Below are 24,340 nucleotides of genomic sequence, written 5' to 3' on the forward strand. Positions count from 1 at the left end.
GTTTTCTATGCACAATGCAAACATTTTGGGTGATTAAACGTTTAGTTGCGCTTCTAATGGTTATATAACATGGGTTTTTAATTAATTTTTTATCACCGGCTCCAGTAGTGCTACAAACTGAGGATGCAGCGTTATTTTCCATACAGTGAGCACGACTCCCGGAACATCCCGGAATAGCGTTCTTCCCGCCCAGAAAACGGTACTGTGGTTAAAACGATGGTGATTCAACAGGATTACGGCTGACAATATCAGAATAACCGCCAGTATGACGACTGTGGCATAACCAAGGGTTATTTTTAACCGGAACCAGCGTTGTACATGTAACTCGTTCTGGTTGAATGCCTTTCTGGCCTGGCGCAGGGCTTCTTTAGCCCTGGAGGACCTCAATGGTTGGTTGCTCATATCTGTTAGTTTTTGTAAATCTGTTTTTTTTCTGAACAGATGGATGCAAAGTTGAAGAAAGGAGGAGAAAAGCTTTTTTAGTTTTGTTGCGAATAATTTTCACAAGTTCACTACTTAAATCTTATTGTCACAAAGGCTTTGGAAGGATCAAACAGGCCCTGAAAAGTTACTTTCCGGGTTTATTATATATCATATAAAAAAAAATATTTTATAATGAGGTGATATTAAAAGATGATCTGGTGTTCCCTTTTCTTTATACAGTTTGTTATCCGGGAAACAGTCATTAAGGGAGCAAAGGGTGCAATAGTCCGGTACCTGGTAATTAGCATTTTTGCAAAATTTCAATTATATTTCGAAAACCGAATATTTCAACCAGGTTAATGAACCAGATGCGCTACACCATATTCTTTATTACCGGTCTTATATTAATTTGCTTTTCACTATATAAACTGAAGGCCCGTATTGACTTCGTCAGAAATGCTGAACGGGCGACTGGTACTGTTACATCAATGACAGTGAGTGATGACGCATATTATCCTGTTTTTACCGTTAAGACAAAAAACGATGGCGCCGTTGTCTATCATCATCACAGTGGCAGCAATCCTGCCAGCTGGACGGTGGGAGATACCGCCGCATTCTTATATGATAGGTCACAGCCATCGGAAGTCATAAGAATGACCTATGAGGACCTTTTTGGCTGGTCTATTGTTTCTATGGTGATCGGGTTGCCACTACTGATCATCGGCGGCGGGTATTATTTATTGAATCCGGCACGTCATTTTTCGGGTCAGACCACCACTTGATATACATCACCATTCGGCTGACCAATTAACCATATCAAACCACACTACTTGTCATGATTATCTGTCTTATATTTATAATAGTTGGTGCCCTTTTGCTATCATTTGCGCTGAAGACGTTCCGCCAGGTAAAAACATTTGTAAAGAACGGAAAACGAGTGGAAGGGGCAGTGGTGAAATTTATAGAAACCAAGGATGACGATGGTCTCTATTATTATCCGCTCTTTGAAATTACCATTAATGAAAAGGAAACAATCACTTATCAGGGGATGACCGGCTCTACACACCGGTCCTGGAAAATAGGACAGAAAACAGCGTTTATTTATGTGCCGGGGGACATTCCGGACATAAGACGGTTGCGCTACTGGACGCTATTTTGGTTCCCCTTGATATTGCTGTCCATTGCGGTTAACTTTATTGTAGTTGGGTGTGGTTATTTCCTTTTGAAAGCGTATTTCTGAAAATAACAGCTATATGGGCAGCCGGTTCTCCTGACAAATATATACATCTGAGATTTGGCAAATGAAACCATAGATTTGGCAAATTCCATTCCCTGTGCATGTTCCAATTTTGTGATACAAAAACAATATCACATGGAACTAAACGGAAAAGTAGCGCTTATTACCGGCGCATCCAGCGGCATCGGAAAGGGAGTAGCTATCACATTTGCAGCTAAAGGCGTAAAAGTATGTCTGGCTGCACGGAGAACAAAAGTCCTGGAGGCTGTCGCAAATGAGATTCAGCAGGCGGGCGGAGAAGCCCTGGTGGTGGAAATGAATGTAGCCGACAAATCCAGCGTAGCTGCAGGCGTAAAACAGCTGATTGATCATTATGGCAGAATAGACATTCTGGTAAATAATGCAGGTATCATGCCTACGGCAGATATCGATACCTTTAAAGTGGATGAATGGGAAGCCATGGTGGACATTAATATCAAAGGTGTATTACATGTGACAGCCGCTGTTTTACCTGTTTTAATTAAACAATCGTCAGGGCACATTATTAATCTTTCTTCTATTGCCGGTCGTAAACTCTTCAAAGGCCTCGCGGTTTATTGTGGTACAAAACATTTCGTGTCCGCTTTTTCAGATATCATGCGTATGGAGATTGGTAAGAAACACAATATCCGGGTGACCAGTATTCAGCCGGGCGCTGTAGAAACCAGTCTATACGATCAGATCACCGATGAAGGTTACAAGAAAGGAATGGATGGTTTAAGAGAACAGATGACTTTCCTGTCCCCGCAGGATATCGCCCATAGCATGATGTACGCCCTGGAGGCGCCGGCACACGTAGATGTATCGGAATTGTTTATCTTGCCAACTAACCAGGAATGGTAGGATATCAAAACATCAGGGAATGAAGATAGACCTTCAGTTTAATAGCATCAGCGAATATCATCACTTTAGTAACCTGCCCCAGCCTGAACATCCGCTGGTCAGTTTAATAGATTATAGCCAGGTACAATATCCGGTAGAATATGATGAGATCAGACTGGTACAGCACTATTATTCTATCGGACTGAAAAGACATGTTGGGAAAAAGTTTAACTACGGACAGGAAGCTTATGACTTTGAAGCGGGCATCCTGGCGCTGGTAGCGCCTCAACAGGTTGTGCATATTGAAATTGATCACCAGGCAGCGGCCAATCCTTCCGGATGGTTGCTGCTGGTTCATCCTGACTTTCTCTGGAATACGCCTTTAGCTACCAAAATAAAGAAATACGAATTTTTTGGTTATGCGGTGAATGAGGCATTATTTCTCTCGGAGAAAGAAGAAGCGACAATGGTGGAAGTATTCAGGAATATCCAGCGCGAGTATCAGGCTAATATTGATAGATTTAGTCAGAATATCATTATTACGCAGATTGAATTATTACTGAATTATACGGAGCGGTACTATGAGCGGCAATTCATTACACGCCGTATTTCAAGCCATCAGGTCCTGTCGAAACTGGAGACCTTGCTGAGCAACTATTTTGAGTCCGGGAACCTGATCCATAAAGGGATCCCCAGTGTGCAGGAAATAGCTGACGAACTGCATCTGACACCTAATTACCTGAGCAGCTTATTAAAGGTGCTGACAGGCAGGAGTACACAGCAGCATATTCAGGATAAACTGATAGATAAGGCGAAGGAAATGCTTTCTACCACACAGTTGTCTATCAGCGAAATTGCGTACGAACTTGGGTTCGAACAGCCTGCTTCATTCAATAAGCTGTTTAAATCGAAGGCGCAGGTATCTCCTTCGGTATTCCGGTCAAAATTTAACTGATATAAAGAAGGACAGTTACAGAAATAACTGTCCTTCTTTTTTATACTACCATTTTCTCAATCCGAGTAGCTTTTCTCCCAGTTCACTTAATTGCGCGATAGGATGCTGTTTCTCTCTGTGTAAAGGATCACCGGGGAATGCATATCCTTCAGGTACCATCTTTTCCTGCCAGGAACGGATCCTCCATTGTCTCATCTCCTCATTATCCTGTTCTGCCGGCATCATGGAGATGTATTGCGCAATACGTACTTTGTCTTTACTGTTATTGACACGAATACCGTGTGGCTGCAGACTGTTAAAGATCAGCAGATCACCTGCTTCCATCTTTACCTTGGTCGGTGTAAAACCGGTAGTATCCGGTTTGAAATGATTGCGGTCTTCCGGCTGGGTCAGTTTCCAGGTATCATAGGTCCGGAATAGCTCCGGTATACATTGAAATCCACCCATATTTTCATCTGTCTGATCCGCCAGTGCCAATACACCCTGCACATTCTGTGGTTTGGTTTCCGGGTCATAATCCCAGTGAATAAACCCTTTGTACTCGTGTCCCGGACGGATAGGGAAATTCAGGTTGGCCCGATCGATCGTCACCCATAATTCCTCCATACCCCAGATATCAGCAAAAGCCTGATGTACCCTGGGAAACTGCCGGTTATCCCAGAGATACTGCTGATTATAGATCTCCACCATACCGGTGTTATTGAGTTCAGTCATTTTCATGGGCAGTGTGGGTTTGTACCAGGTTTCAGGATCCTTCGGGTCTTTATTTTCATATTCCCAGAGGAAATCTGCCAGTACCTGCACCTGTTCTTTTGGTACGGCCTGTCTGATAACGATATACCCATTCTCTATCCAGAATTTCCAGTCTTCTTCACTGAGTACCCGTAGCGGTTCTCCATTTGCACGGGTGTTGAGTTGATGTCTGCTGCTGGTAGCGACGGAAGGATTACCGGGGATCTCCTTATGGGCTTTATTTTCGCCCGCGACGCTGATTAATGTATTTTCCATATAACGTGTGTTTTACTTGATTTGATAAGTCAAAATTGGCGATAATCTCCGGATCTCTATTTCTCCGGAATGACTACTAATTGCTCTGTATTGACTATTTTTATAAAATTGAATACGCTTGCAGACTAAAATGGAGCAATATGAAGATCAAACTGGAGGAAATCATCATCGCACCCGGTCGTTCCTTTAAGCTGTTCTCACCCAGTTTAAGGCATCACTTTTACTGGCATTTTCACCCGGAAATAGAGCTGGTGTATGTGGAGGCGTTGAGTGGTATCCGGCATGTAGGCCAGCATATTTCCAGTTATGTGGCGAGTGACCTCGTGTTGATCGGACCGAATGTACCTCATCTCAATTTTGACTACGGACTGGAGGTTGATTACAAACAGATTGTTTTACAACTGAAGCCTGATTTTCTGCCTTCTCTGGTCAATCCTACAGCTGAATTTGCCGCCATTGCTGCGCTGATGGAGCGTTCCTATAAAGGCCTTTCTTTTCATGGCAGTACGAAAGAAGCAGTGGTGACCAGACTTAGGGCCTTACAGGAGAAAGATGCTTTTAGCTCGTTATTGGGCGTATTGGATATCTTTCAGATACTTGCACATTCCGAGGAGGTAGAGGTTCTTAATCAGGACGATACAACCGTTAAATGGCTGTTGAATGATAAGGTGCGTATGGGTACTATTTACGATTATGTCAGTGAAAACTACGATAAAGCCCCTGATGTAAATGTGGTAGCGGAAAAAGTGCATCTGAGTACTGCTGCTTTCTGCCGGTATTTCAAACGCCAGACGAATATGACGTTTACGGACTTTTTGAATCAGTATCGTATCAGTCAGGCGAAGAACCTCTTACTACAGGGGAAGAGCGCGGCGGAGGTTTGTTATGAGGTAGGGTTTGAAAGTACGTCTTATTTTAACAAGCTGTTTAAGACTTTGGCAGGGCAGACACCGGCTGTATTTAAAAGGATGCATCAGCACCAGTAAGGGGAACATGTGCGGCGTTATCGGAGAGCAAGACTGCAATGTTATTGCTGATATTTATTATATCTTGCGTAGCATGAATACATCGTCGTATATTCTCCGAAAGAAAATATCCCTATACTCAAAGCTACTGGCGGGAGTGCTTTTTGTGGGATTAGGTTTTTATGCGGTTACGCCCATCATAAAACCACCGGTTTTCTTTTATGCGTTGTTTCCTGTTTGTATCTGGGAAAATGTTGCAGTTGTAAAGGGAGGGAATGATATCGACATCGCTTCAATAGGCCTGTTAATGGTCCTGACCATCCCATTATTCATATGGGGATATGGATATCCGGAAAAGAAACATTACGGAAAGAGGATTAAGATATGGCTGATCCTGTTTATTGCCTTAATCGCATACAGTCTGATAGAGGCTGCCTATATTCACATAGCTGCGTTTTTTGCATCACGTGAACTGGCGGCCCGGCCTGCCGGCGAGTATCCGGTTCCTCCGCAATCATATACCTCTTTTGATGCGCTGGCAAGCGTAAAGGCTTTTACCCCGCCGCTTTTTAGCTGGTTGTTTATCGTATTTATGGTCGCCGTGTGCGTGTATACAACCGTTTCAATAAGAATATTATACTTCATACGTCGTGCAGATAAAACAGAAGCGCTGGAGCAGGATGCGGAGAATCTTCTTAAGGCTTAAAACAGTTACTACCTTGTATGAAGAGAATGTACTGTGAAAGAACTGAGGTTATTCCTGATGATGGATTCAGTTCTTTCACAGTGCTTTATTTTATTTACAAAGTTCCAGTGCCTTATTCAATATTTCATCCTCACCACGAATCGCTCCCTTCAGCGTTTTATTGACGATTACATCGATTTTAACCCCCAGTTGCTGATTAGGTGTATGGTCCGGGTAATACTCTGCAAAACCGGAATAGAAGGTCATATAGTCACCCGGTAAGGGGATCGTGACAGCCATACCATTCGCTCCCGCTGTTGTCCTGCCAATTGTCGTCGCTTTTGTAGCACCCTGGATCGCGATTGGATTCCATTCCCCCTGACTTTGATTCCCTTCATCTACCAGCAGATAGTATTGTTTGTTTTTCAGATGAGGATTCGTGTTTGGTTCGATAACGGCGTAATCGATCAAAGTTTGCCGTTTCGATAGATCAGGACTGGTTACATATGGGAACAGTTCATAACCAGCTGTATCTGTTTTTGTCGCAATGTAGGCCGCAATATTGGTACCAATCCTGGCATCTTTCGGATAACCACGTGCATCGATAATGACTTTTTCGCAATGTTTTAATAAGGAGCTGATACTGTCGAGGTCTTTTGAGTAAACCCTGTTCAGTCGCAGGTAACCGATATTACCCGGCAATATCTTACAATAAGGCGCATTCGTGATCGTTGTAGTGGCTTCACGAGGCACCTGTCCCCATAAATTGTAGTAAACATTCCTATCGATCCTTTTAAGTGTAATGTTGTGCAATTCCTTATTCCTGCTCACGCGTACGATAGCGGTACTGCCAATACTACCCGCTGTAAACCAGGTAGCGTATAGTTCTCTGTTGAAACCCGATTCGTTGGAGGCTACCAGCAGCGACTTCCATTTTCTGATAATTGAATCTACCGGGATATTATCAATGGCTATAACTTCATCTCCGTATTGCAGTCCTGTCAGGGCTTGTCGCTGTGTAGTGTCGGGCATGATACTGGTGACGTAAATTTTCCTATCGATCACATCGCAGACGAAAGGCAGATTACCATCAAGGATGCCTTTGGGAGAGCGTCCGCTCTTAGTATTATACAATATGGCATGGCCGTCGTTGATAGCAGCGGTCAATTCCATCAAAGCCATGAAGTATTTCTCTTCGTCGTTTGCCTGCAGGAACATATTGATAAAGTGGGGCAATGATTGTTCCCAGTCAACAGTAATCAGTTGTTTATTCGGACTAAAGAAATGTATCGTATTCCAGAAATTGAAGAGTCCCAGTAGTCGCAGACTGGCATCCGGTGTGCCGGCAGTGCTGTGCATAGTGGCAGGCGTACGGATATAAACAGTATTTTCAATCTGCTTTGGAGAAGTTTTTTTGATGGATGATTTGAGCAGATTTGCCGCATCATTTATTAAAGTCCCGTTATGATCCACCTTCAGAATATCTGGCTGGATGCCGGTTGTACCATCTTCATAGATCATTTCCGAGCACCTGATCTTTGCGGTGAGCCCATCAGGGAGTTGCATCTTATAGAAGGACCCGTATGCGTAGTCAGGCAGTTTATCCTCTACTACCAGATAACATAGGTCCCGGTTTCTTAGTGCCATTAGTGCATTGACTATATTGACATTGACATACTGGTTGATGATAAAGCAGTAACGTTTGCCCGATATCTTCTTACTGTGATCAGCTTGAATATAGCTGCCCTGTGAGGCATTTCTGAAACCCATATTCACCTGGTAACCGGGTATGTTCCCGTCTTTATCCGGTGCCATGAGATTGACGCTGTGCTGGAAATCCTGTCTCATTAAACCTTTATAGAAGAAAGAGCGTTCTGTCGGCAGGATCATCGTAGTATCAATAATGCCTGCTATCAGCGGTTGAACATATGAGGTGTATTGCTGCAAACCAGATTCATAACTGATCGTATCGCAGCGTAAGTCAAGGATGATATCAGTTGCTGTATTGTTCCTGAGGATGGAATCCATCTTTACAGGACTACTGAAAATATCCTGTGGTAAAGCGATATAAAGCGCACCGCCTGGTAGTAGTTGTTGGCTGTAAGATTTTCTGCTGATCTTTTTCTCCTGGATATCCGTCGTTATGAGACCACTTTGCGGATCATGCAGATCGGCCAGTATATCCGTAATACTTTTTTCCAGATTAGCGGCAGAGGGATCTGCAGTGAGTGGACGAACATATTGCAGAAACAGGCTATCGCTGTTAAGCTGCCCTTTTCCCATTTGTGGGTGGAAGTAATTGATGACTCCCCATACTTTGCCAAATGCGGCGATCCTGTTAAGTTGCTGATTGCTTTCTCCCGACGTGGTTTGTGCGTGGACTTTAAATGAGCATAGGTTGGCTATTGTTATCATGATGGCCCCCAGTGCCCGTAAATTTACGGTGTACGACATGTTACATTACAATTATTGGCTAAAAGTAATGCGCCGGCATCCGCTGAAATTGTAAAAATCATGCAAATCCCTGACTGGCCCTGATCCATACCAGTTTTTCCTGTTCAAGGCTGGCCATTGTCCGTAGTTGAGCGGGGCGCAAGCCTGATAACAGTTTTACCTCTTTGTTAAAGTGTGCCTGATCGTAGTAGGTATTGGCGTGTGCCACGCTGGTCAGCTTTCCCTTGTTTTCGTTGCGTAATAGCTGTTGTAAAGTTTTCCGGAAACGCACGGTCTGAAGGAATGCCTTTGGACTTTGTCCGATCTCCTTTTTGAACAGCCGGTAAAGTGTAGATGGGTCCACAAGACAGCTTTTGGCGATAGCATCTATGTGTGGATGATCATCTGTCTTAAACATAAGCTCCATCGCAATAGACACCCTGGGGTCCCGGGAATAGGCGCATAGTTTCTTTAACAGGAAATCCTCCAGGATCAGCGCCCTTTGCCGGAAAAACTGTTCGTCGAATAGTTTTTCGAGTACCCATTTCTCTGACGCGGAGAAGATCTGTTCAAAGGCGTTGTCTGTCTGTAGCAGCTCTTCATAAGGTATCCGTGTAAATGATTTCAATGCTCCCGGACGGAATAGTATACATACCTGGTCCAGCGGCGCGTTGAGTTCGGCCCTGAAGGGTTTATCATGGAAGCCGTAAAGCCGGCTTTGATAGTAAGATTGTCCGCTATCGAGCTGGCATACGTTGTATGTTGTTTGTCTGGTGTAATGAATGGAACTGTCGGCGTAAATAGCCAGACATAGATTGGTATTTGGGAAAGTGGTATACTGTACCGGACTTGCATCCGTCTTCGAGAAGAAGATAAAAGACTCTATCAGACAGGCAAGCTGCGGGTGCTGAACATCGATAACTGCAGCTTTCATAATGGAAAGGTTGGTATGGTGGAATTGTTTGTTTTTGTAGCAGGTATTGGCTGCTGAGGCAAATGTAGTGTATTGGAGGAGGTTTTCAAACAGGGAGACAAAAACAGGATTTTCCCCCTGTCATTATTTTGTTGTTAAATAGATTCAAGTCTTAGATTTGGATAAAGACGCACATGTATGAAAAACGTTTACATTTTTATTTCGCTTTGTTTGCTGCTTTCATGTAAAGAAAAATCTGAAACGGCTTTTGATAAATATTGGGAGTTGAAAAAAGAGAAAGAAGATCAGGAAAAGAAACGGGATGATCAGGCTTCTATCAAAACTCAGAATGAGCTTTAGATAAAGTACTATAAGTTTTTTGTGATTTTCAAGCCGCTGCATTCTACAATTATTCAATTTTAGTACACATGTAAATGTGAAATAATTAGCTTGTAATAACCCCTATAATTTACGTAAAACCCGCAACCCTAATTCCGCTAATTTTACCCAAAAAACTATCACTATGGCAAAAACAAACAATCCCTTGTTCACTGGCTATAAACTATCCAGTGGCGCATCTGACAAACAATTCATCGTCAAAAGACGAAAAGGTATTGCTTCTATCTGTAAGTACCCGGACATGAGCAATGTAATACCTTCGGCGTCTCAGAAAACTGAACGCTCCAGATTTGCAGCAGCAATTAAATATGCAAAAAGCATTGTGCACGATCCTGTGCTGAAGGCAAGCTACAAACGTCGTCCCGGCAGTAGCGTATATCACAGTGCTATTAAAGACTTCCTGGGGTGTTGATAGAAAAGCGAAAGGTGATGAAATGATCACGTTATACTTCGCCAAAAATCACTATTACTAATCGCTTATGTTTGCTCATTTTAATGTTACGATGATTCGGTCTGATATTTATTTGAGGTTTGTTATCCTTCGTTAATCCTTCATTCGCGGAACGAAAGATGAATGATGGAGAACAAACCACAAATAGATATCTGTTCATTCTTCGTCGTTTTCCGCTTTTCCCGTGCACACGTTTTTGCGTCCTATGCACATGATTTTGCGTCCTGTGCACATCAGCAAATTTAGTTAGCATAATTGGGCTATTATTGTATCCGCAATCGCAATAAACAGTACAGCGCCTTAAACAGGGAGAGGAACGCCTTCTGTTTATTTTTGCTACCTTCACCGCCATTTTTATACATCATTATGCCTGTATCCGACTTTCAGCATACTCCGGAAAATGAGCTCTGGCAACTTGTCAGGGAAGGCAATGTATCCGCTTATGGTGAGTTATATGAACGTCACTGGGAAACCCTTTTTGAGACTGCGTACTGGCATCTGTATGATAAAGCAGCAGCTAAGGATATCGTGCAGGAAGTTTTCGTGTATTGCTGGCAGAAAAAGGCGCAGATAGAGATCTATGAATCCGTAGTTGCTTACCTCCGGGCGGCGGTACGCTTTAAGGTATTGAATTATCTGAAAGCGGAGAGCGCCAGGGACAAATATCAACAACTGGCTGGCCAGTCTTTGCCTGTTATTACGCATACCACCAGTGAGTATATGGCAGAAGCAGATTTACAGGCCAGCTATCACCGTGAACTGACCCGTTTGCCTGACAAGATGCGGGAGGTATTTATAGATAGCCGTGATCATGGATTATCTATAGAAGAAATAGCCGAAAAAAGGGCTATTTCTCCGCAAACGGTTAAGAACCAATTGTCTAATGCCTTGAAGAAGCTCAGAAAGGCCCTTGGCAATTTTTATATGGAATAATTTTTTTACCCCGCATAGTACTTACTCATCTCGAGCATTGTCTATTAAACGTTGACTGTATGAAACAACCTGGACAGCATATTATTAACTCCTTGCTAGAAAAGCATTCTCTTGGTATCCTTACACCGGAAGAAAGATTATTGCTGGAAAAATGGTATGCTGATTTCCCGCAACAGGAGCAAGTATGGGCCGACACCACAGAAAAAACAGCCATGAAAGATGCGCTGAAAGCTGAGATATTTGAAACGATCGCTGCTGAAGACGTACGTACGATAAAACCGCCCGTACGACGCATCTGGTGGCAGGCGGCGGCAGTCATTGCTGCACTGGCCGTTATATCGTTTTTATACAGCAGGAGAGCTCCGGAATATGAAGTCGTAACGGCTGCCGCGGGTAAAGGCATCGTCAGACTGCAATTGCCGGATCAATCCGAAATGTGGCTGGAACCCGGCACTGTTGTTCGTTACCCAAAGGATTTCGGTAAACGGAACCGCGAACTGGAGCTGGAAGATGGAATGGCCTTTTTCTCCGTAAAGGAACAAACGGAATATCCCTTTATAGTGAACATACCAGGCGGTGTACAGGCAAAAGTGCTTGGAACTGGTTTCACTGTAAAGAAATATGCACAGTCGGCGGACGTAGCCGTAATGGTGAACTCCGGTGCCGTACAGGTGACTGATAGTACCGGTGTATTAGGTATATTCAAAGGCGGACAGCAACTACATTACCTGCTGACCAGCCATACCGCTACCCGGACGGCAGAGCCCGTGGAGGACTGGCGCGAGGGTAATCTGTCCGTCAGTGACGCATCTTTTCAGGAAATAGCCCGTATCCTGGAAAACCGTTACGGATTGCAGGTGACGTTTAATGCGGCCAGTGTGGCGTCCTACCGCTTTACGCTCCGTATCAACAGGCAAGACACTGCTGCAGACGTGTTGGAGATGTTGAAAGATATCAGCGGACTGGCATACACACTCACCGGAAATAAGGTGATCATACAGTAATACCTGATACATATTGTTTAACAAACGGCTGCAATGGCGGCAGGGAAACCTATGTTCCTACAAAAAGTAACTATGCGTCATTTTATAACTGTTTATTTATTATTCGCCTGGCTGACTGTCAATGCACAGAATGCCGGTCAGAAACTTAGCATCAATATCCCGGCAGGTTCTCTGGAAGCTACGCTGAAGCTGCTGGAACAGCAAAGCCGGACGCCCATATCCTACGAGCTTACACGAGTAAGAGGGATACAGGTGAAAGCACACCTTTACATAGATACACCGCTGGAGAAAATCCTGACGGATATCCTGAAAGGCACGCCACTGGATTATAAACAGAAAGGTGGCAACATCCTTATCATCGCACGGCCCGCCAGTGTTAACACTTTGAGCGGTTTCATCGAAGATGCGGTAAGCGGAGAAAAACTGATCGGCGTTTCAATTATAATGACGCAGCTGCAGGGAGGTACAACGACAAACAACTATGGTTTTTATAGTATTACCGTACCCGGTGATTCATTACGTCTTCAGATATCCTATATCGGATATAGCCGGCTGGATACTGTTATCAGTATGAATGGTGATCCGCGTATTAATTTTAAGTTACACACGGGTAGCAGGCAACTGGAAGCTGTTACGGTAAGCGGAACGCGCACAATACGGATACAGGAATCGTCACAGATGAGTAGTATCAATCTGCCCGCTGCTCAGGTACGTTCACTGCCCCGTCTGTTGGGAGAACCGGATCTGCTGAAAGCTTTACAGCTGATGCCTGGTGTCAAACAGGGAACAGAAGGTTCCAGCGCCCTGCTGATCCGTGGTGGAACACCTGATCAGAACCTGATATTACTGGACGGGGCGCCCTTATATCATCCGATGCACCTGCTGGGTATCTTTTCGACATTCAATACCAGCGTGCTTAAAGATGTAACACTGTATAAAGGGGCGTTTCCGGCTCGTTATGGCGGCAGACTGTCATCCGTGGTTGATATCTCCACCAAAGATGGTAATCTGTATGAACACCATGGAGAGTTTTCAGTAGGGCTGCTGTCTACACAACTAACGCTGGAAGGGCCACTGAAAAAGGGGAAAACATCCTATGTGATATCCGGACGCCGGTCTTACCCTGATCTGATTGCCAGTCCGCTGGTAAAAAGCTCACAGGAAGATCTGCAGAAATTCAGCCTTTTTTTCTATGACCTGAATGCAAAAATCCATCATCAGTTTTCTGAAAGGGACAAACTTTACCTGAGCTTTTACATGGGGAAGGATAAACTCAGGATCCGGGACCGGTACTCGGATGATATTGAAGGCCCGACAGATAACTATGATTTATCAGATCTCAATATTCAATGGGGAAACATCACCGGCACCTTACGATGGACGCATGTTATTTCTCCGAAGCTTTTTGCTAACACCATGCTGATAGGCAGTAGCTATAAATTCAGTACCGGTATTCATACAGAAAATAAATACGATTCCGATGCCAGCAGCAATACATTGAAGTTAAATTCTGGTATACGTGATTATGGTATCAAGACAGACATAGATTATCGCCCCATGCCAGCACACGCTATAAAGATGGGAGCGGCTTATATGTATCGCAGGTTTACACCGGGTATCATTCATATGAAGCAGACGGAAGGGGATGAAACAACACAGGATTCGGTGAATAATAACCGTAATATTCCGGCCGGTGAAATGGACCTGTATGCAGAAGATGACTGGGAAATCACATCTCGTCTGAAACTAAATGCGGGATTCCACCTGAGTGGATTCAGTGTGCAGGATCACTTTTATCATTCTCTGCAGCCGCGCGCCAGTATGCGCTTCCTGCTGCCGGGAGACTGGGGTTTAAAAGCCTCCTATACGCGCATGACACAGTACATTCATCTGTTGGCCAACAACTCTATTTCATTGCCTACAGATCTCTGGGTACCTGCCACAAAGAAGGTCGCCCCACAGCAGGCAGACCAGTTTGCGCTGGGACTTGCCCGTAATGTGTTCCGCAACAGATACGAATTTTCTGCGGAGGTCTATTACAAGAAAATGCGTCAGGTAGCAGAGTATAAAGACGGTGCAGAATATCTAACAACCAGCAAAGGAGATACCTGGCAGGAACAGATTGCCTCCGGTACCGGCAGATCTTACGGACTGGAAGTGTTGCTGCAGAAGAAGACAGGCCGGCTGACCGGCTGGCTGGGATATACCTGGGCTGTCTCAGATCGTAATATTCCAGGTGTCAATTATGGTCATACGTTCTATTATAAATATGACCGCCGGCACGATTTCCACCTGGTGACGATTTACAAGCTGAGAAAGAACATCGAGCTTTCTGGTAGCTGGACCTATCAGTCAGCATCTCCTTTTACGGTTCCTGTGGCGCGTTATGAAGGAACTACCGGGCCGGTGTCGCCGAATGATCCGAATAACTGGCCGCCGACCGTCGACTATATCAATAACCGGAATAATGTTAGGATTGCCGCCTATCATCGTCTTGATCTTGGCGTCAATTTTATCAAACAGAAGAAGAACGGAAATGTACGGACCTGGAATATCAGTGCATTGAATGCATATAACAGGATGAATCCATTCTTCTATTACGTGAAAAATTATTCGGATAATAATGCGAAAGTCACACTTAACGGCCTCGTGTTATTGCCACTTACACCAAGCTTTTCTTATAGTTTAAAATTTTAAGTATGCAGATAAAAGTCGTGTTGCTGTTGTTATTTGTATTCACCATTAGTGCCTGCGAAAGATCTTTTAATGTATCTATTCCGGAAGAATCCAATAAGCCGGTGCTGAACCTGCTGATGAATAAAGATAGTGTAATGATTGCCAGAGTTAGTTTATCTGCGCGCCTGAATGACAAGGGGCCACGGGAGATTAAAGACGCTGTTGTTAATCTTTATGAAGACGGTAATTTTAAAGAAACACTGACATCCTACGTTCAGTCAGAGCGGACCTATTACCGCAGCAAGACACTCGCAAAAGCCGGTGCGACATACCGGGTGTCGGCGGCTGTTCGCGGATATGAAGAGATTTCCGGCAGTGACAAGGTTCCTGATACCGTGGCTATTGAAGGACTGAAGATGACCGTTACGCAAACTGACGCCTGGGGGAAAAAGGTCGCTATAAATGTTCAGCTACACGATGATCCGGCTGTACAAAACTATTACCGTATAAGATTGTACCAGTTGGTTGATTATGAAAATGGCATAGGAGATACTGTACATTTGAAATTCCCGCAATACTTTGAAACAGGTGAACCTGGTCTGCCTATACTGGAAGACGACTCACGTAGTGAATTCTATACAACAGACGCGTTGTTTAATGGCCGTAGTCCGGTGTTTGTGTTAAAAGCAGACTTGTATAGCAATTTTAAAAGTCTGATCGTAGAAATTAGTTCGCTTACTTATGATAGCTATAATTATCTGAACAGCGCTTACCTGGCACGCGAGAAAAATGATGATGGTCTGTCGGAGCAGGTGATTGTGTATAACAACATTATAAAAGGATTTGGTATTGTTGGCGGTGTGGCGCAACGGGAGTATGAGTTGCGGCAGTGAATGTGTCCGCTTCCGGACATGACAATGCCAAAAGCGGCCATTTTGATTCAATAGCTGTATTTGTAAGTGGTTAAAAATGAGTGGATTGTCGTTTTTGTATCGTTTTTGATGCATACATACCCAATAATCCAGTCCAGTTATGCTTAAAAACTATCTCAAAACCGCTTTCCGTAGTCTTTGGCGCAACAAGCGCTATGCATTACTTAACATCACCGGTCTTACCCTGGGTATCACGGTTTGTCTGGTGATCTATGTGATCATTCAGTACGAGCAAAGCTTTGATACCTTCCATACAAAGAAAGACCGGATCTATAGAGTGCTGACGGTATCGCCGGGGGAAGAGGGTAATACTAACTATACACAGGCTGTACCTTTTCCCATACCGACTGTATTGCCAAATGACTTTACAGAGTTCGAAAAGGTAACTGGTATTGTGCAAATGGGCAAGCGACTGGTGACGCTGGAAGACGGGAAGGGCAATATTCAGCAGAAGTTCAAACCACTGGTATACTTCCTGCAGCCTTCGTTCTTTGACATATTTGATTATAAATGGTTAGCCGGCAATAAGGCCACTGCCCTGAATGATCCCAATGCGACCGTGCTGGCACGGTCCACTGCGGAGAAGTATTTTGGCGACTGGCATAAAGCGATGGGAAAGGTTATCCGGCTGGATCAGCAGTTTAATCTGACTGTGACCGGCATACTGGAAGACCCGCCTAAAAACACGGAGTTTCAATTTGAGATGGTGGCGACTTATGCCATGATGAAAATAAATGAGATAAAGGATTGGGTAACGATAGACGACATTCATAGCTGTTATGTGTTGTTGCGCCCAGGACAGGATGTGGCGAAGATCGACGAGCGGCTGGTCACTTTTTCGAAGAAGTACAAAGACCCGAAAAACAAGGCTACGCACATGCTGCAATCGCTGGCTGGCGTGCATTCAGATAAACGTACAGGGAACTATATCGGTCGAGTGGTACCACCAGAACGGATAAGGATGCTGTGGATGATCGCCGCATTTATCCTGCTGATCGCCTGTGTGAACTTCATCAATCTGGCCACTGCACAAGCTGTGAATCGCGCTCGTGAGATTGGTGTACGTAAAGTACTCGGCAGTAACCGCTGGCAGCTACAGACGCAGTTTCTGTCTGAAACAGCCATTCTTGTGTTGCTTTCATTACAACTGGCGATGATATTGGCATTAGGTATACTACCGTTCATCAGCAGCGTAATGAGTCTGCCACTGGGAGCAGGTATGCTGACAACCGGAAACGTATATATGTTGCTGCTTGCCATCTTCCTGGTCGTTACCTTCCTGGCAGGCTTTTATCCTTCTATCGTGGTGGCAGCATTCAATCCGATCAATGCACTAAAAAGCAGGATTGCGGCAGGCAGAAAGACAGGAGGTATTTCCCTGCGCAGGGGACTGGTGGTATTCCAGTTTATTATTACACAGGCGCTGATCATCGGTACGCTCATTATCCTGCAACAGATGAACTACTTTCACAGCCAATCCATGGGTTTTACCCGGGAAGCCATTGTGAATGTACCTTTCCGTAATGATAGTGCAGGCAACGCAAAGATCCCGTATCTCAGGGATCAGCTGGAACATATCAAAGGTATACAGGAAGTGAGTTTTTCGGATGCAGCGCCTTCAAGTGATGGTAACTGGTGGACAGGCTTCAAATTTGATCATCAGGCAGAAGATGTGAAGTTCGCTTCTGTTACCCGCTGGGTGGATTATAATTTTATCAGCACATATGATATCAAACTCGTAGCAGGTCGTAACCTCACCCGCACAGACTCCGTACGGGAGTTCCTCGTGAATGAAACGCTTGTACAGAAATTAGGGCTCAAACCGGCAGATGTGCTCAATAAGGAAATGGATGTATGGGATGGAAGGATCAAGGGGCCCATTGTAGGAGTGGTCAGGGATTTTACCGCTGGTACACTGAAAGAAGCAATGGCGCCTGTATTCATGAGTAATATCAAACGACGTTTCAGTAACGCAGGTATCAGACTGGCAGCAGGGGCCGATGCACAGGCTTCCATGAAAGCGATTGAAAAACTCTGGAATGATAACTTCCCGGAACAGATCTTTGAATACCAGTTCCTGGATCAAAAAGTAGCAGAATATTACAGAGAAGAACGTCAGCTGGCGCATTTGTACGAGATCTTTGCAGGTATCGCGATCTTCCTCAGTTGCCTGGGATTATACGGTCTGGCTTCATTCATGGCTGTACAACGGGTAAAGGAAGTAGGTGTCCGCAAAGTATTAGGGGCAACACCGGCGCATATCGTATATCTCTTCTCGAAAGAGTTTATGCTGCTGATAGGTATCGCTTTTGTGATAGCAGCCCCGCTGGTATGGTACTTTATGCATAACTGGCTCAATAATTTCGTGAACCGGGTAGATATTAACTGGGAGGTGTTTGTAGCGGGAGGTATAGCGGCTCTTATTATCGCTTTGCTAACGGTGAGTTCACAAGCTCTCAGGGCAGCTATGATGGACCCGGTGAATAGCTTGAAAGCGGATTAATGGATATGGTGCATGTCTATCCGCCGACCAGGTGGATAGAACATGCAACCAGTCTCTTTTCGGGAATCAGTCTTTGTTTTCATGAATCATATTCATGTGATTTCGGGAGATAGTATATCGTATTCCCGATATATCGGTGCTTTATATCTTTAGTGGCTATCTATATCGTTGAATAATAATAAATTAAGGTGTGGTATACGGTTTGAAATATAGTTATGGAGAATACTACGCGTATCACTTCATGATCAATAACCGTTATGCAAAGCAGAGTCACAATCTATACCATCAACCAGGACCTATACAATGGGGTCGAAATTTTCACAGGACCCGGTATCCAACATTGGAGTATTGAGCGTTTTTATAAAGGAAGCTGTTTAGCGAAAGATCATCTGCTTCTTTTTATTGAAGCAGGTCAGTTAGACATACAATTTGGGCATACGCTTTATCATGTAGAAAAGCAACAATTTGTTTTTGTAAGGAAAGACACCTGCTTTCGCTATGAGTCATGCGCTGACCCCTTAAGCATGATTGTATTTGAACTAAAGTATGATATCATTGTCGGATTCGTTACCATGCTTAATCTTCAGACACAGGGAGAGGGTAACTGTTTGCCGTTGCTCGCCGGTGATACCAGTGAGCTATTAAGAGGGTATATGTCTTCATTGCAACTTTATTTTAGTCAACATCCCAGCCTTTCCGCCAGCCTTATCAGAATGAAGCTGATCGAACTCCTGATCTGTTTATCTGCTAATGACCGGCATTTTTTTGACCAACTGTTGTTTGTAAAGGACAATGTCCGTCCTGATATTACCCGTCTGGTGGAGGAAAATCTGACGAACGCCATTTCACTCAATCAACTCGCGCGATTAGCAGGTAGAAGTGTTTCAAGTTTAAGAAGGGATTTTATTTCTACCTATAATATGCCTCCATCCCGTTGGATACGGCAAAAGAAACTGGAAAGAGCAAAAGAACTGCTGGTGAATACGGATATGACAGTAACAAGTATCTGCTATACACTGGGATTTGAAAGTGTGGCCCACTTTTCAAGGGCCTTTAAATCCTATTTCCGCCATTCACCGTCCGGACTGAGAGAGGGGACTTCGGTGGCAACTACCTGATTGAAAAGAGCATTTTTCAATAACCTTCAACTGATCATAAATAATAATTCCAATGTACACACGCACAATCGTACAATTGGTGGAAAGTCCACTACATCGCGGTTTTCTGGGCGAAGGACATGTGGCGGCGGCTGTTATCAACGCGACTGATTTTTTTCAGACCGATCCTTTTATTTTATTGATGGATGATCGCCTTGACCTTGCCGGTAGGCCTCCTGTTGGAGGACCACATCCGCATGCAGGTTTTGAGACCGTTACACTTGTCTTAAAGGGGGATGAGCATGACTGGATAACGGGCAGTCTGGAACTGATGACTGCCGGAAAAGGCATAATTCATTCGGAAACCATCAGCGTGGATAGCAGCCTGCGTATTTTGCAATTATGGCTTGTGTTAGCACCAGAGAAAAGATGGATAGAGCCTGCCTGGCAACAATTATTACCCTCCGTGGTACCCACAATAAAGACAGCACAGCTGGATATCAGGGTGTATAGTGGTAACAGCAACGGTGTCAGCTCGCCACTTCGGAATAATACCCCGTTGATACTGGTAGATGTGATGATGGAGCAGGGCGCTTCATTTACACAGATTCTTCCCGCAGCCTATAATGCATTTGTTTACGTAATCGAAGGACATATATCTGTTGGCGAAACAAGTATTGGCGCCGGACAGGCCGGATGGCTGAACATACCTGCCGGGAGAGGGGATAGCGAAATCATAATCAATACCGCCGGACAGGAGGCCCGGATTGTTTTGTATGCAGCCGAACCTCACCATGTCCCCGTTGTCAACCATGGGCCTTTTATTGGCGATTCCCAGGAAGATATTGCCCGTTTGTATAAGGAGTACCGGGAAGGGCATCTGCCTCATTTGAATGAGCTGCCAGAGAGCAGTAAGATCGTATATAAATAGGCCTGTAGCCTGGATGGCTAGTAATCTCCCTTTTTTATGCCCAGACGTTTCATCTTGGATTCCAGCGTACTTGGGGGAAGATCCAGTAATTTAGCAGCCCCGTTCTCACCACTGATCTTTCCTTTACATTTCTTCAGGGTATGGAGGATATAGTGCCTTTCATACTCATGCCAGGTTTTAACGTCCTGATCCGCATTTAAGGTACTTTCTGATGGAGGTTCTTTGTATTGTATCTGTGGTTGTAGTACGGCTTCTGCGAGTCCCTCTTGCTGGACACTGTACAATAGTACCAGTCTGCGCATGGCACTTTCCAGCTCCCGGATGTTCCCCGGCCAGGGATGGGTAAGCAGCTTATCGGTAACAGAAGAAGGAATCTCAAAGGGCGACTTTCCCTCCGCGAGACAAAACTTATCTTTGAAATGATTGGCAAGTAGTAAAATATCATCTCCACGTTGCCGTAAAGGAGAAAGATAGATAGGGAATACATTTAAACGGTAATATAGGTCAATCCGGAACCTGCCCTCTGCCATCTCTTTCTCAAGATCGCGGTTTGTTGCGGCGATGATCCTGACATTGATCTTAATGGTATCACTGCCTCCTAATCGCTCGATTTCCTTCTCCTGGAGTGTTCTGAGGAGCTTTGCCTGTACATCAAAAGGGACTTCGCCTATTTCGTCGAGAAAGAGTGTCCCTTTATCCGCCTGTTCAAACTTTCCTATATACCTGCCAGCAGCTCCGGTGAAAGAACCTTTTTCATGTCCGAATAAAATAGATTCAATCAGTGTTACCGGCAACGCAGCACAATTGATCTTGATAAATGGGCCTTTTTTCCTGGGAGATAACACGTGCAGGGCTTGTGCGATCATTTCTTTACCTGTACCACTCTCACCAAGGATCATCACCGCAGAATCAGACGGGGCTACCATATGTACTTTCCGCATCGTCTGTTGTAGTGTTTCACTCTGGCCAATAATAGCCGGATAACTGGCAGTGTCGGACGCTCCTGTGTGTATTAACAGATCTTTGGGTAGTGCTGCGTCAGGAAATGGATCAGGCAGTCTGTTTTCATGTTGATAGATGGCAATCTCCAGCATAGCAAGTACGTCTTTTTCCCTGCATGGTTTTACCAGAAATCCATAAGGACGGGTTGATTTTACTTTGTCCAGTGTGCTTTTATTCGAGTTGGCAGACAAATATAGAAACGGAACATGCTGACTGCGTAGCATATGGCCAAGGTCAACGCCTGTTGATGTTCCTCTTAGAAAAATATCAATCAATACAAAATCAGGCCGTTCGTTTTTGAGCAACGAAAGGGCTTGTTCAACGGAGTTGGCAATCCCGGAAACTTCATACCCGGCTTTAATCAGCATCCGTTGCAGGTTTTTGGCTTCAATAAATTCGTCTTCGACTATCAGTATTTTTCTCATGAGCATGGGATTGAAGCATTTTATTGTAATCTGTTGGAGGATAGAGGCGATCGCACTTTGAAACGAATATAAAGCGTCGTTCCCTGAGCGCCTGACTCGATCTTTGCCTCTCCGTCAATGTCTATAGCGAGCCCTTTAATCAGACTAAGCCCCAGACCGTCTATATGCGCTTCGTCTGTTGCATCAAACCCAACGCCATTGTCGGCAATCAGTAGGTTGACAAAGTTGTCGGTATCCTTTTCACATGAAACGGTAATTTTCCCCTTTCTGTTATTGTCCCTGAATGCATATTTCATGGTATTCGTAAATGCCTCATTAAAGATAAGGCCAACCGGCATAGCCTGTGATACATCCAGTTCTACATCGTCAATTGTCATTTGTATATCTATAGACTTACCTACAGGAAAAGCCTCCCTGAGATGTTGTATCAGCTCTGGCAGATAATTTTTCATGTTGACTGAGGATACATTCTCAAACTGATAGAGCTTCTGATGCAGGAGGGAGGTGGCAAATATTCTGTTCTGGCTGACCTGTACTGCCGCCAGGGCGTCATCTCCCAGGTAATCGGCCTGCATTTCCAGCAAGCTTACAATTGTTTGCAGATTGTTTTTTACACGGTGATGCACCTCTTTGAGCAGCCATTCTTTTTCATTGACCAGCTGCGTGAGCTGATCATTCTTTTGACCGATCAGCAGCAGGTTCTTTTGTTTCATGCGGTACTGGTTGTAGCCCAATGCGCCAATGATCAGTAATAAGATAATACCACCTGAAACAATATTACGGGTCTGCCTTGCCTGTTTCAGATTACTTTCCTGGATTAGTCCCTGTTGTTTCAGGATTTGAATATCCTGGTCCTTTTTCTCGGAGGCATAGCGAATATTGGCTTCCTGGGTTTTAAACCGCTGGTTGATATTGGTGGCGGAATCGTTATAGTCCAGGTATGCCCTGAGCGCAAAAAATGCATCATGAAACTTTCCCTCTGCTGAATCAAGGGTGAACTGTAATGCAGCAACCTCCAGTGTTGACATAATAGAAGATCTGCCTCTGGCATATTCTACGGCTTTTTTAAGATAAACTCTTGCCAATGGATAGTTCCCCTTTTGGAAACATAAACGTGAATATTGCTGAAGTCCAAATATATCAGGGATTTGCAGGTGTTCGGACGGTATTTTTTCTACATAAGTAAGGAAAGGTTGAAAGTATTTTTCCGCAGAATCATGTTTCTGCAGATGTAGGTAAGCCCCTGCCAGGCGTAGCGAAATAGTCATGCTGTCAATCTTGCCTTGGGGAGGATATGCGGCCAGCAATTTTCTTATTATCGACAAATATTCGTTTGCTTTATTTAAGCGTGGCATAGCCCTCCCAATCTCCTCCAGATTGGTATACCATAAAATCTGTGGTTCAACTGCGCGTCGTTCGATTCCTTTGAAGAACCAGTCATTTGCTTGCTGATATTCGCCTAAGCCCATATAGATGGAACCCATTCTCAAGCATATCATACTATAGAGAGTAGAATCACCGGTATTATTCATGATGGTGATAGCGCTATCCATATCCAGAATTGTTCCGATATAATCCGCTCTGTTGTCCTTTAAATAAGCTCTTACGTAATATGTATCCATGAAATGGCGATAGCTGCTTTGCTTTTGCAGTACCAGCAGCTCGCCCAGTTTTGTTTCGGCAAGTGCCCAGTCCGATGAAAAATAATAAGTAACAATATCACCCAGGGCAGCTATCGCATGCTCTCTCAGTTTCAGCTTTTGGTACATCGCAAATGCTTTTTCAAGATTACTCAGCCGGCTGGCATCGTTGTATGGCAGATGAAGCGCCAGTTGGTGGTAAGCAATGGCACTTCTTTTCCTGTCTCCGTCATTTTTTAAGAGAGTGGCGATTGAGATAAACGCCTCTGCGCTTTTTTTCGCATCGCCTCTTTGAAGATATAGCTCGCCAGCTATTGCATCACATTCTATCAGCCACTTTTTCAGCTTTAATGACTGCGCATACGCTTTTGCCTGAGATATATAGCTGGCTGCATTTTCAAGGTCGGAGGGAGCACTGCCTGGCTTATGCAGATAGTATAGCGCCAATTCCAGTAACATGGCAATCTTTTTTTCTCTCGTTGCGCCAGGGACTGATTGCAGCAACAGATCCGGGTTATGTTGATTTAGCCAGGCAAGTTCCTGTTGAAGGTCTCCGTTATTGATTGTCTCATCATATGGTAACTGGATATTAAGGTTGTAGATTTTGCAGACGTATCGTACGCAACTATCCATGTCCCATTGTCCCTGGTTCACGACATAAAAAAAGCGCCCGATGTTTGTGGCAAGCAGACGCTTTTGGGATTCGTTATAATGATTGATTGTCGTAGTAAGTACAGTCGACTGTGCATGCACTTTCGACAATAAACAGCTGAGAAGCAGATATGTAAAAAGTATTCTTGCCATAAGAGAAGCGCTTACCTAATGTACAAAATATCTGTATTTCAGGCAAGAGCGCTGGGTAAAACT

General features: G+C 44.4%; 21 protein-coding genes. 15 read left to right on the plus strand and 6 right to left on the minus strand.

All coding sequences use genetic code 11. The features are described 5' to 3' along the window. Nucleotides 1–81 precede the first annotated feature (81 nt). Nucleotides 82–402 (minus strand): hypothetical protein, encoded by a 321-nt coding sequence (locus BMZ72_RS36275; RefSeq protein ID WP_143087605.1) that lies wholly within the window; start codon nt 400–402, stop codon nt 82–84. Nucleotides 403–791: 389 nt separating this feature from the next. Here BMZ72_RS36275 and BMZ72_RS05145 point away from each other — a divergent pair, with 389 nt between their 5' ends. From BMZ72_RS05145 to BMZ72_RS05160, 4 genes are all read left to right on the plus strand, one after another. Further along, nucleotides 792–1,205: a DUF3592 domain-containing protein gene (locus tag BMZ72_RS05145; RefSeq protein WP_177222681.1), complete on the plus strand. Its 414-nt coding sequence runs from the start codon at nt 792–794 to the stop codon at nt 1,203–1,205. 92 nt (nt 1,206–1,297) lie between these two features. Beyond that, on the plus strand, nt 1,298–1,663 hold the full coding sequence (locus tag BMZ72_RS05150; RefSeq protein ID WP_143087606.1) for a hypothetical protein: 366 nt from the start codon (nt 1,298–1,300) through the stop codon (nt 1,661–1,663). Nucleotides 1,664–1,795: 132 nt separating this feature from the next. Further along, entirely contained in the window at nt 1,796–2,542 is a 747-nt protein-coding gene (locus tag BMZ72_RS05155) for an SDR family oxidoreductase (RefSeq protein ID WP_089805909.1), read from the plus strand. 19 nt (nt 2,543–2,561) lie between these two features. After that, the gene (locus BMZ72_RS05160) at nt 2,562–3,476 is read left to right on the plus strand and encodes a helix-turn-helix domain-containing protein (protein ID WP_089805911.1); all 915 of its coding nucleotides are present in this window, start codon (nt 2,562–2,564) and stop codon (nt 3,474–3,476) included. A gap of 45 nt (nt 3,477–3,521) precedes the next feature. Here the strand turns inward: BMZ72_RS05160 and BMZ72_RS05165 are convergent, their stop codons facing one another. Next, on the minus strand, nt 3,522–4,484 hold the full coding sequence (locus BMZ72_RS05165; RefSeq protein ID WP_089805913.1) for a phytanoyl-CoA dioxygenase family protein: 963 nt from the start codon (nt 4,482–4,484) through the stop codon (nt 3,522–3,524). A 140-nt stretch (nt 4,485–4,624) separates the two neighbouring features. Here BMZ72_RS05165 and BMZ72_RS05170 point away from each other — a divergent pair, with 140 nt between their 5' ends. Both BMZ72_RS05170 and BMZ72_RS05175 read left to right on the plus strand, forming a co-directional pair. Beyond that, nucleotides 4,625–5,470 (plus strand): AraC family transcriptional regulator, encoded by an 846-nt coding sequence (locus BMZ72_RS05170; protein ID WP_089805915.1) that lies wholly within the window; start codon nt 4,625–4,627, stop codon nt 5,468–5,470. A gap of 73 nt (nt 5,471–5,543) precedes the next feature. After that, the gene (locus BMZ72_RS05175; protein ID WP_143087607.1) at nt 5,544–6,155 is read left to right on the plus strand and encodes a hypothetical protein; all 612 of its coding nucleotides are present in this window, start codon (nt 5,544–5,546) and stop codon (nt 6,153–6,155) included. A gap of 90 nt (nt 6,156–6,245) precedes the next feature. Here the strand turns inward: BMZ72_RS05175 and BMZ72_RS05180 are convergent, their stop codons facing one another. Next, nucleotides 6,246–8,588, minus strand: coding sequence for a S41 family peptidase (locus BMZ72_RS05180; protein WP_089805919.1), 2,343 nt, complete (start codon nt 8,586–8,588; stop codon nt 6,246–6,248). Between the two features lie 58 nt (nt 8,589–8,646). Continuing rightward, a complete protein-coding gene (locus BMZ72_RS05185; protein WP_089805921.1) occupies nt 8,647–9,501 on the minus strand; it encodes a helix-turn-helix domain-containing protein in 855 nt (284 codons plus the stop codon). A 177-nt stretch (nt 9,502–9,678) separates the two neighbouring features. Between BMZ72_RS05185 and BMZ72_RS36495 the strand changes: the two genes are divergently transcribed. The 9 genes from BMZ72_RS36495 to BMZ72_RS05225 all read left to right on the plus strand — a co-directional run bounded on the left by BMZ72_RS36495 (nt 9,679) and on the right by BMZ72_RS05225 (nt 20,406). Continuing rightward, nucleotides 9,679–9,840: a hypothetical protein gene (locus tag BMZ72_RS36495; RefSeq protein WP_177222682.1), complete on the plus strand. Its 162-nt coding sequence runs from the start codon at nt 9,679–9,681 to the stop codon at nt 9,838–9,840. A 163-nt stretch (nt 9,841–10,003) separates the two neighbouring features. Further along, entirely contained in the window at nt 10,004–10,291 is a 288-nt protein-coding gene (locus BMZ72_RS05190; RefSeq protein ID WP_089805923.1) for a hypothetical protein, read from the plus strand. A gap of 405 nt (nt 10,292–10,696) precedes the next feature. Beyond that, the gene (locus tag BMZ72_RS05195; RefSeq protein ID WP_089807233.1) at nt 10,697–11,263 is read left to right on the plus strand and encodes an RNA polymerase sigma factor; all 567 of its coding nucleotides are present in this window, start codon (nt 10,697–10,699) and stop codon (nt 11,261–11,263) included. Between the two features lie 59 nt (nt 11,264–11,322). Beyond that, nucleotides 11,323–12,267 (plus strand): FecR family protein, encoded by a 945-nt coding sequence (locus BMZ72_RS05200; protein ID WP_089805925.1) that lies wholly within the window; start codon nt 11,323–11,325, stop codon nt 12,265–12,267. A 72-nt stretch (nt 12,268–12,339) separates the two neighbouring features. Beyond that, entirely contained in the window at nt 12,340–14,964 is a 2,625-nt protein-coding gene (locus BMZ72_RS05205) for a TonB-dependent receptor (RefSeq protein WP_089807236.1), read from the plus strand. 2 nt (nt 14,965–14,966) lie between these two features. After that, nucleotides 14,967–15,836: a DUF4249 domain-containing protein gene (locus BMZ72_RS05210; protein ID WP_089805927.1), complete on the plus strand. Its 870-nt coding sequence runs from the start codon at nt 14,967–14,969 to the stop codon at nt 15,834–15,836. A gap of 139 nt (nt 15,837–15,975) precedes the next feature. Then, complete coding sequence (locus tag BMZ72_RS05215; RefSeq protein ID WP_089805930.1) at nt 15,976–18,378, plus strand: ABC transporter permease; 2,403 nt, start codon at nt 15,976–15,978, stop codon at nt 18,376–18,378. 257 nt (nt 18,379–18,635) lie between these two features. Then, a complete protein-coding gene (locus tag BMZ72_RS05220) occupies nt 18,636–19,496 on the plus strand; it encodes a helix-turn-helix domain-containing protein (RefSeq protein WP_089805932.1) in 861 nt (286 codons plus the stop codon). A 52-nt stretch (nt 19,497–19,548) separates the two neighbouring features. Further along, nucleotides 19,549–20,406 (plus strand): pirin family protein, encoded by an 858-nt coding sequence (locus BMZ72_RS05225; protein WP_089805935.1) that lies wholly within the window; start codon nt 19,549–19,551, stop codon nt 20,404–20,406. Between the two features lie 17 nt (nt 20,407–20,423). Here the strand turns inward: BMZ72_RS05225 and BMZ72_RS05230 are convergent, their stop codons facing one another. Both BMZ72_RS05230 and BMZ72_RS05235 read right to left on the minus strand, forming a co-directional pair. Next, a complete protein-coding gene (locus BMZ72_RS05230) occupies nt 20,424–21,833 on the minus strand; it encodes a sigma-54-dependent transcriptional regulator (protein WP_317043475.1) in 1,410 nt (469 codons plus the stop codon). A 20-nt stretch (nt 21,834–21,853) separates the two neighbouring features. Further along, the gene (locus BMZ72_RS05235) at nt 21,854–24,277 is read right to left on the minus strand and encodes a sensor histidine kinase (RefSeq protein ID WP_089805939.1); all 2,424 of its coding nucleotides are present in this window, start codon (nt 24,275–24,277) and stop codon (nt 21,854–21,856) included. Nucleotides 24,278–24,340: the final 63 nt, after the last annotated feature.

The organism is Chitinophaga sp. YR627, from assembly GCF_900114995.1.
Classification (GTDB): Bacteria; Bacteroidota; Bacteroidia; order Chitinophagales; family Chitinophagaceae; genus Chitinophaga.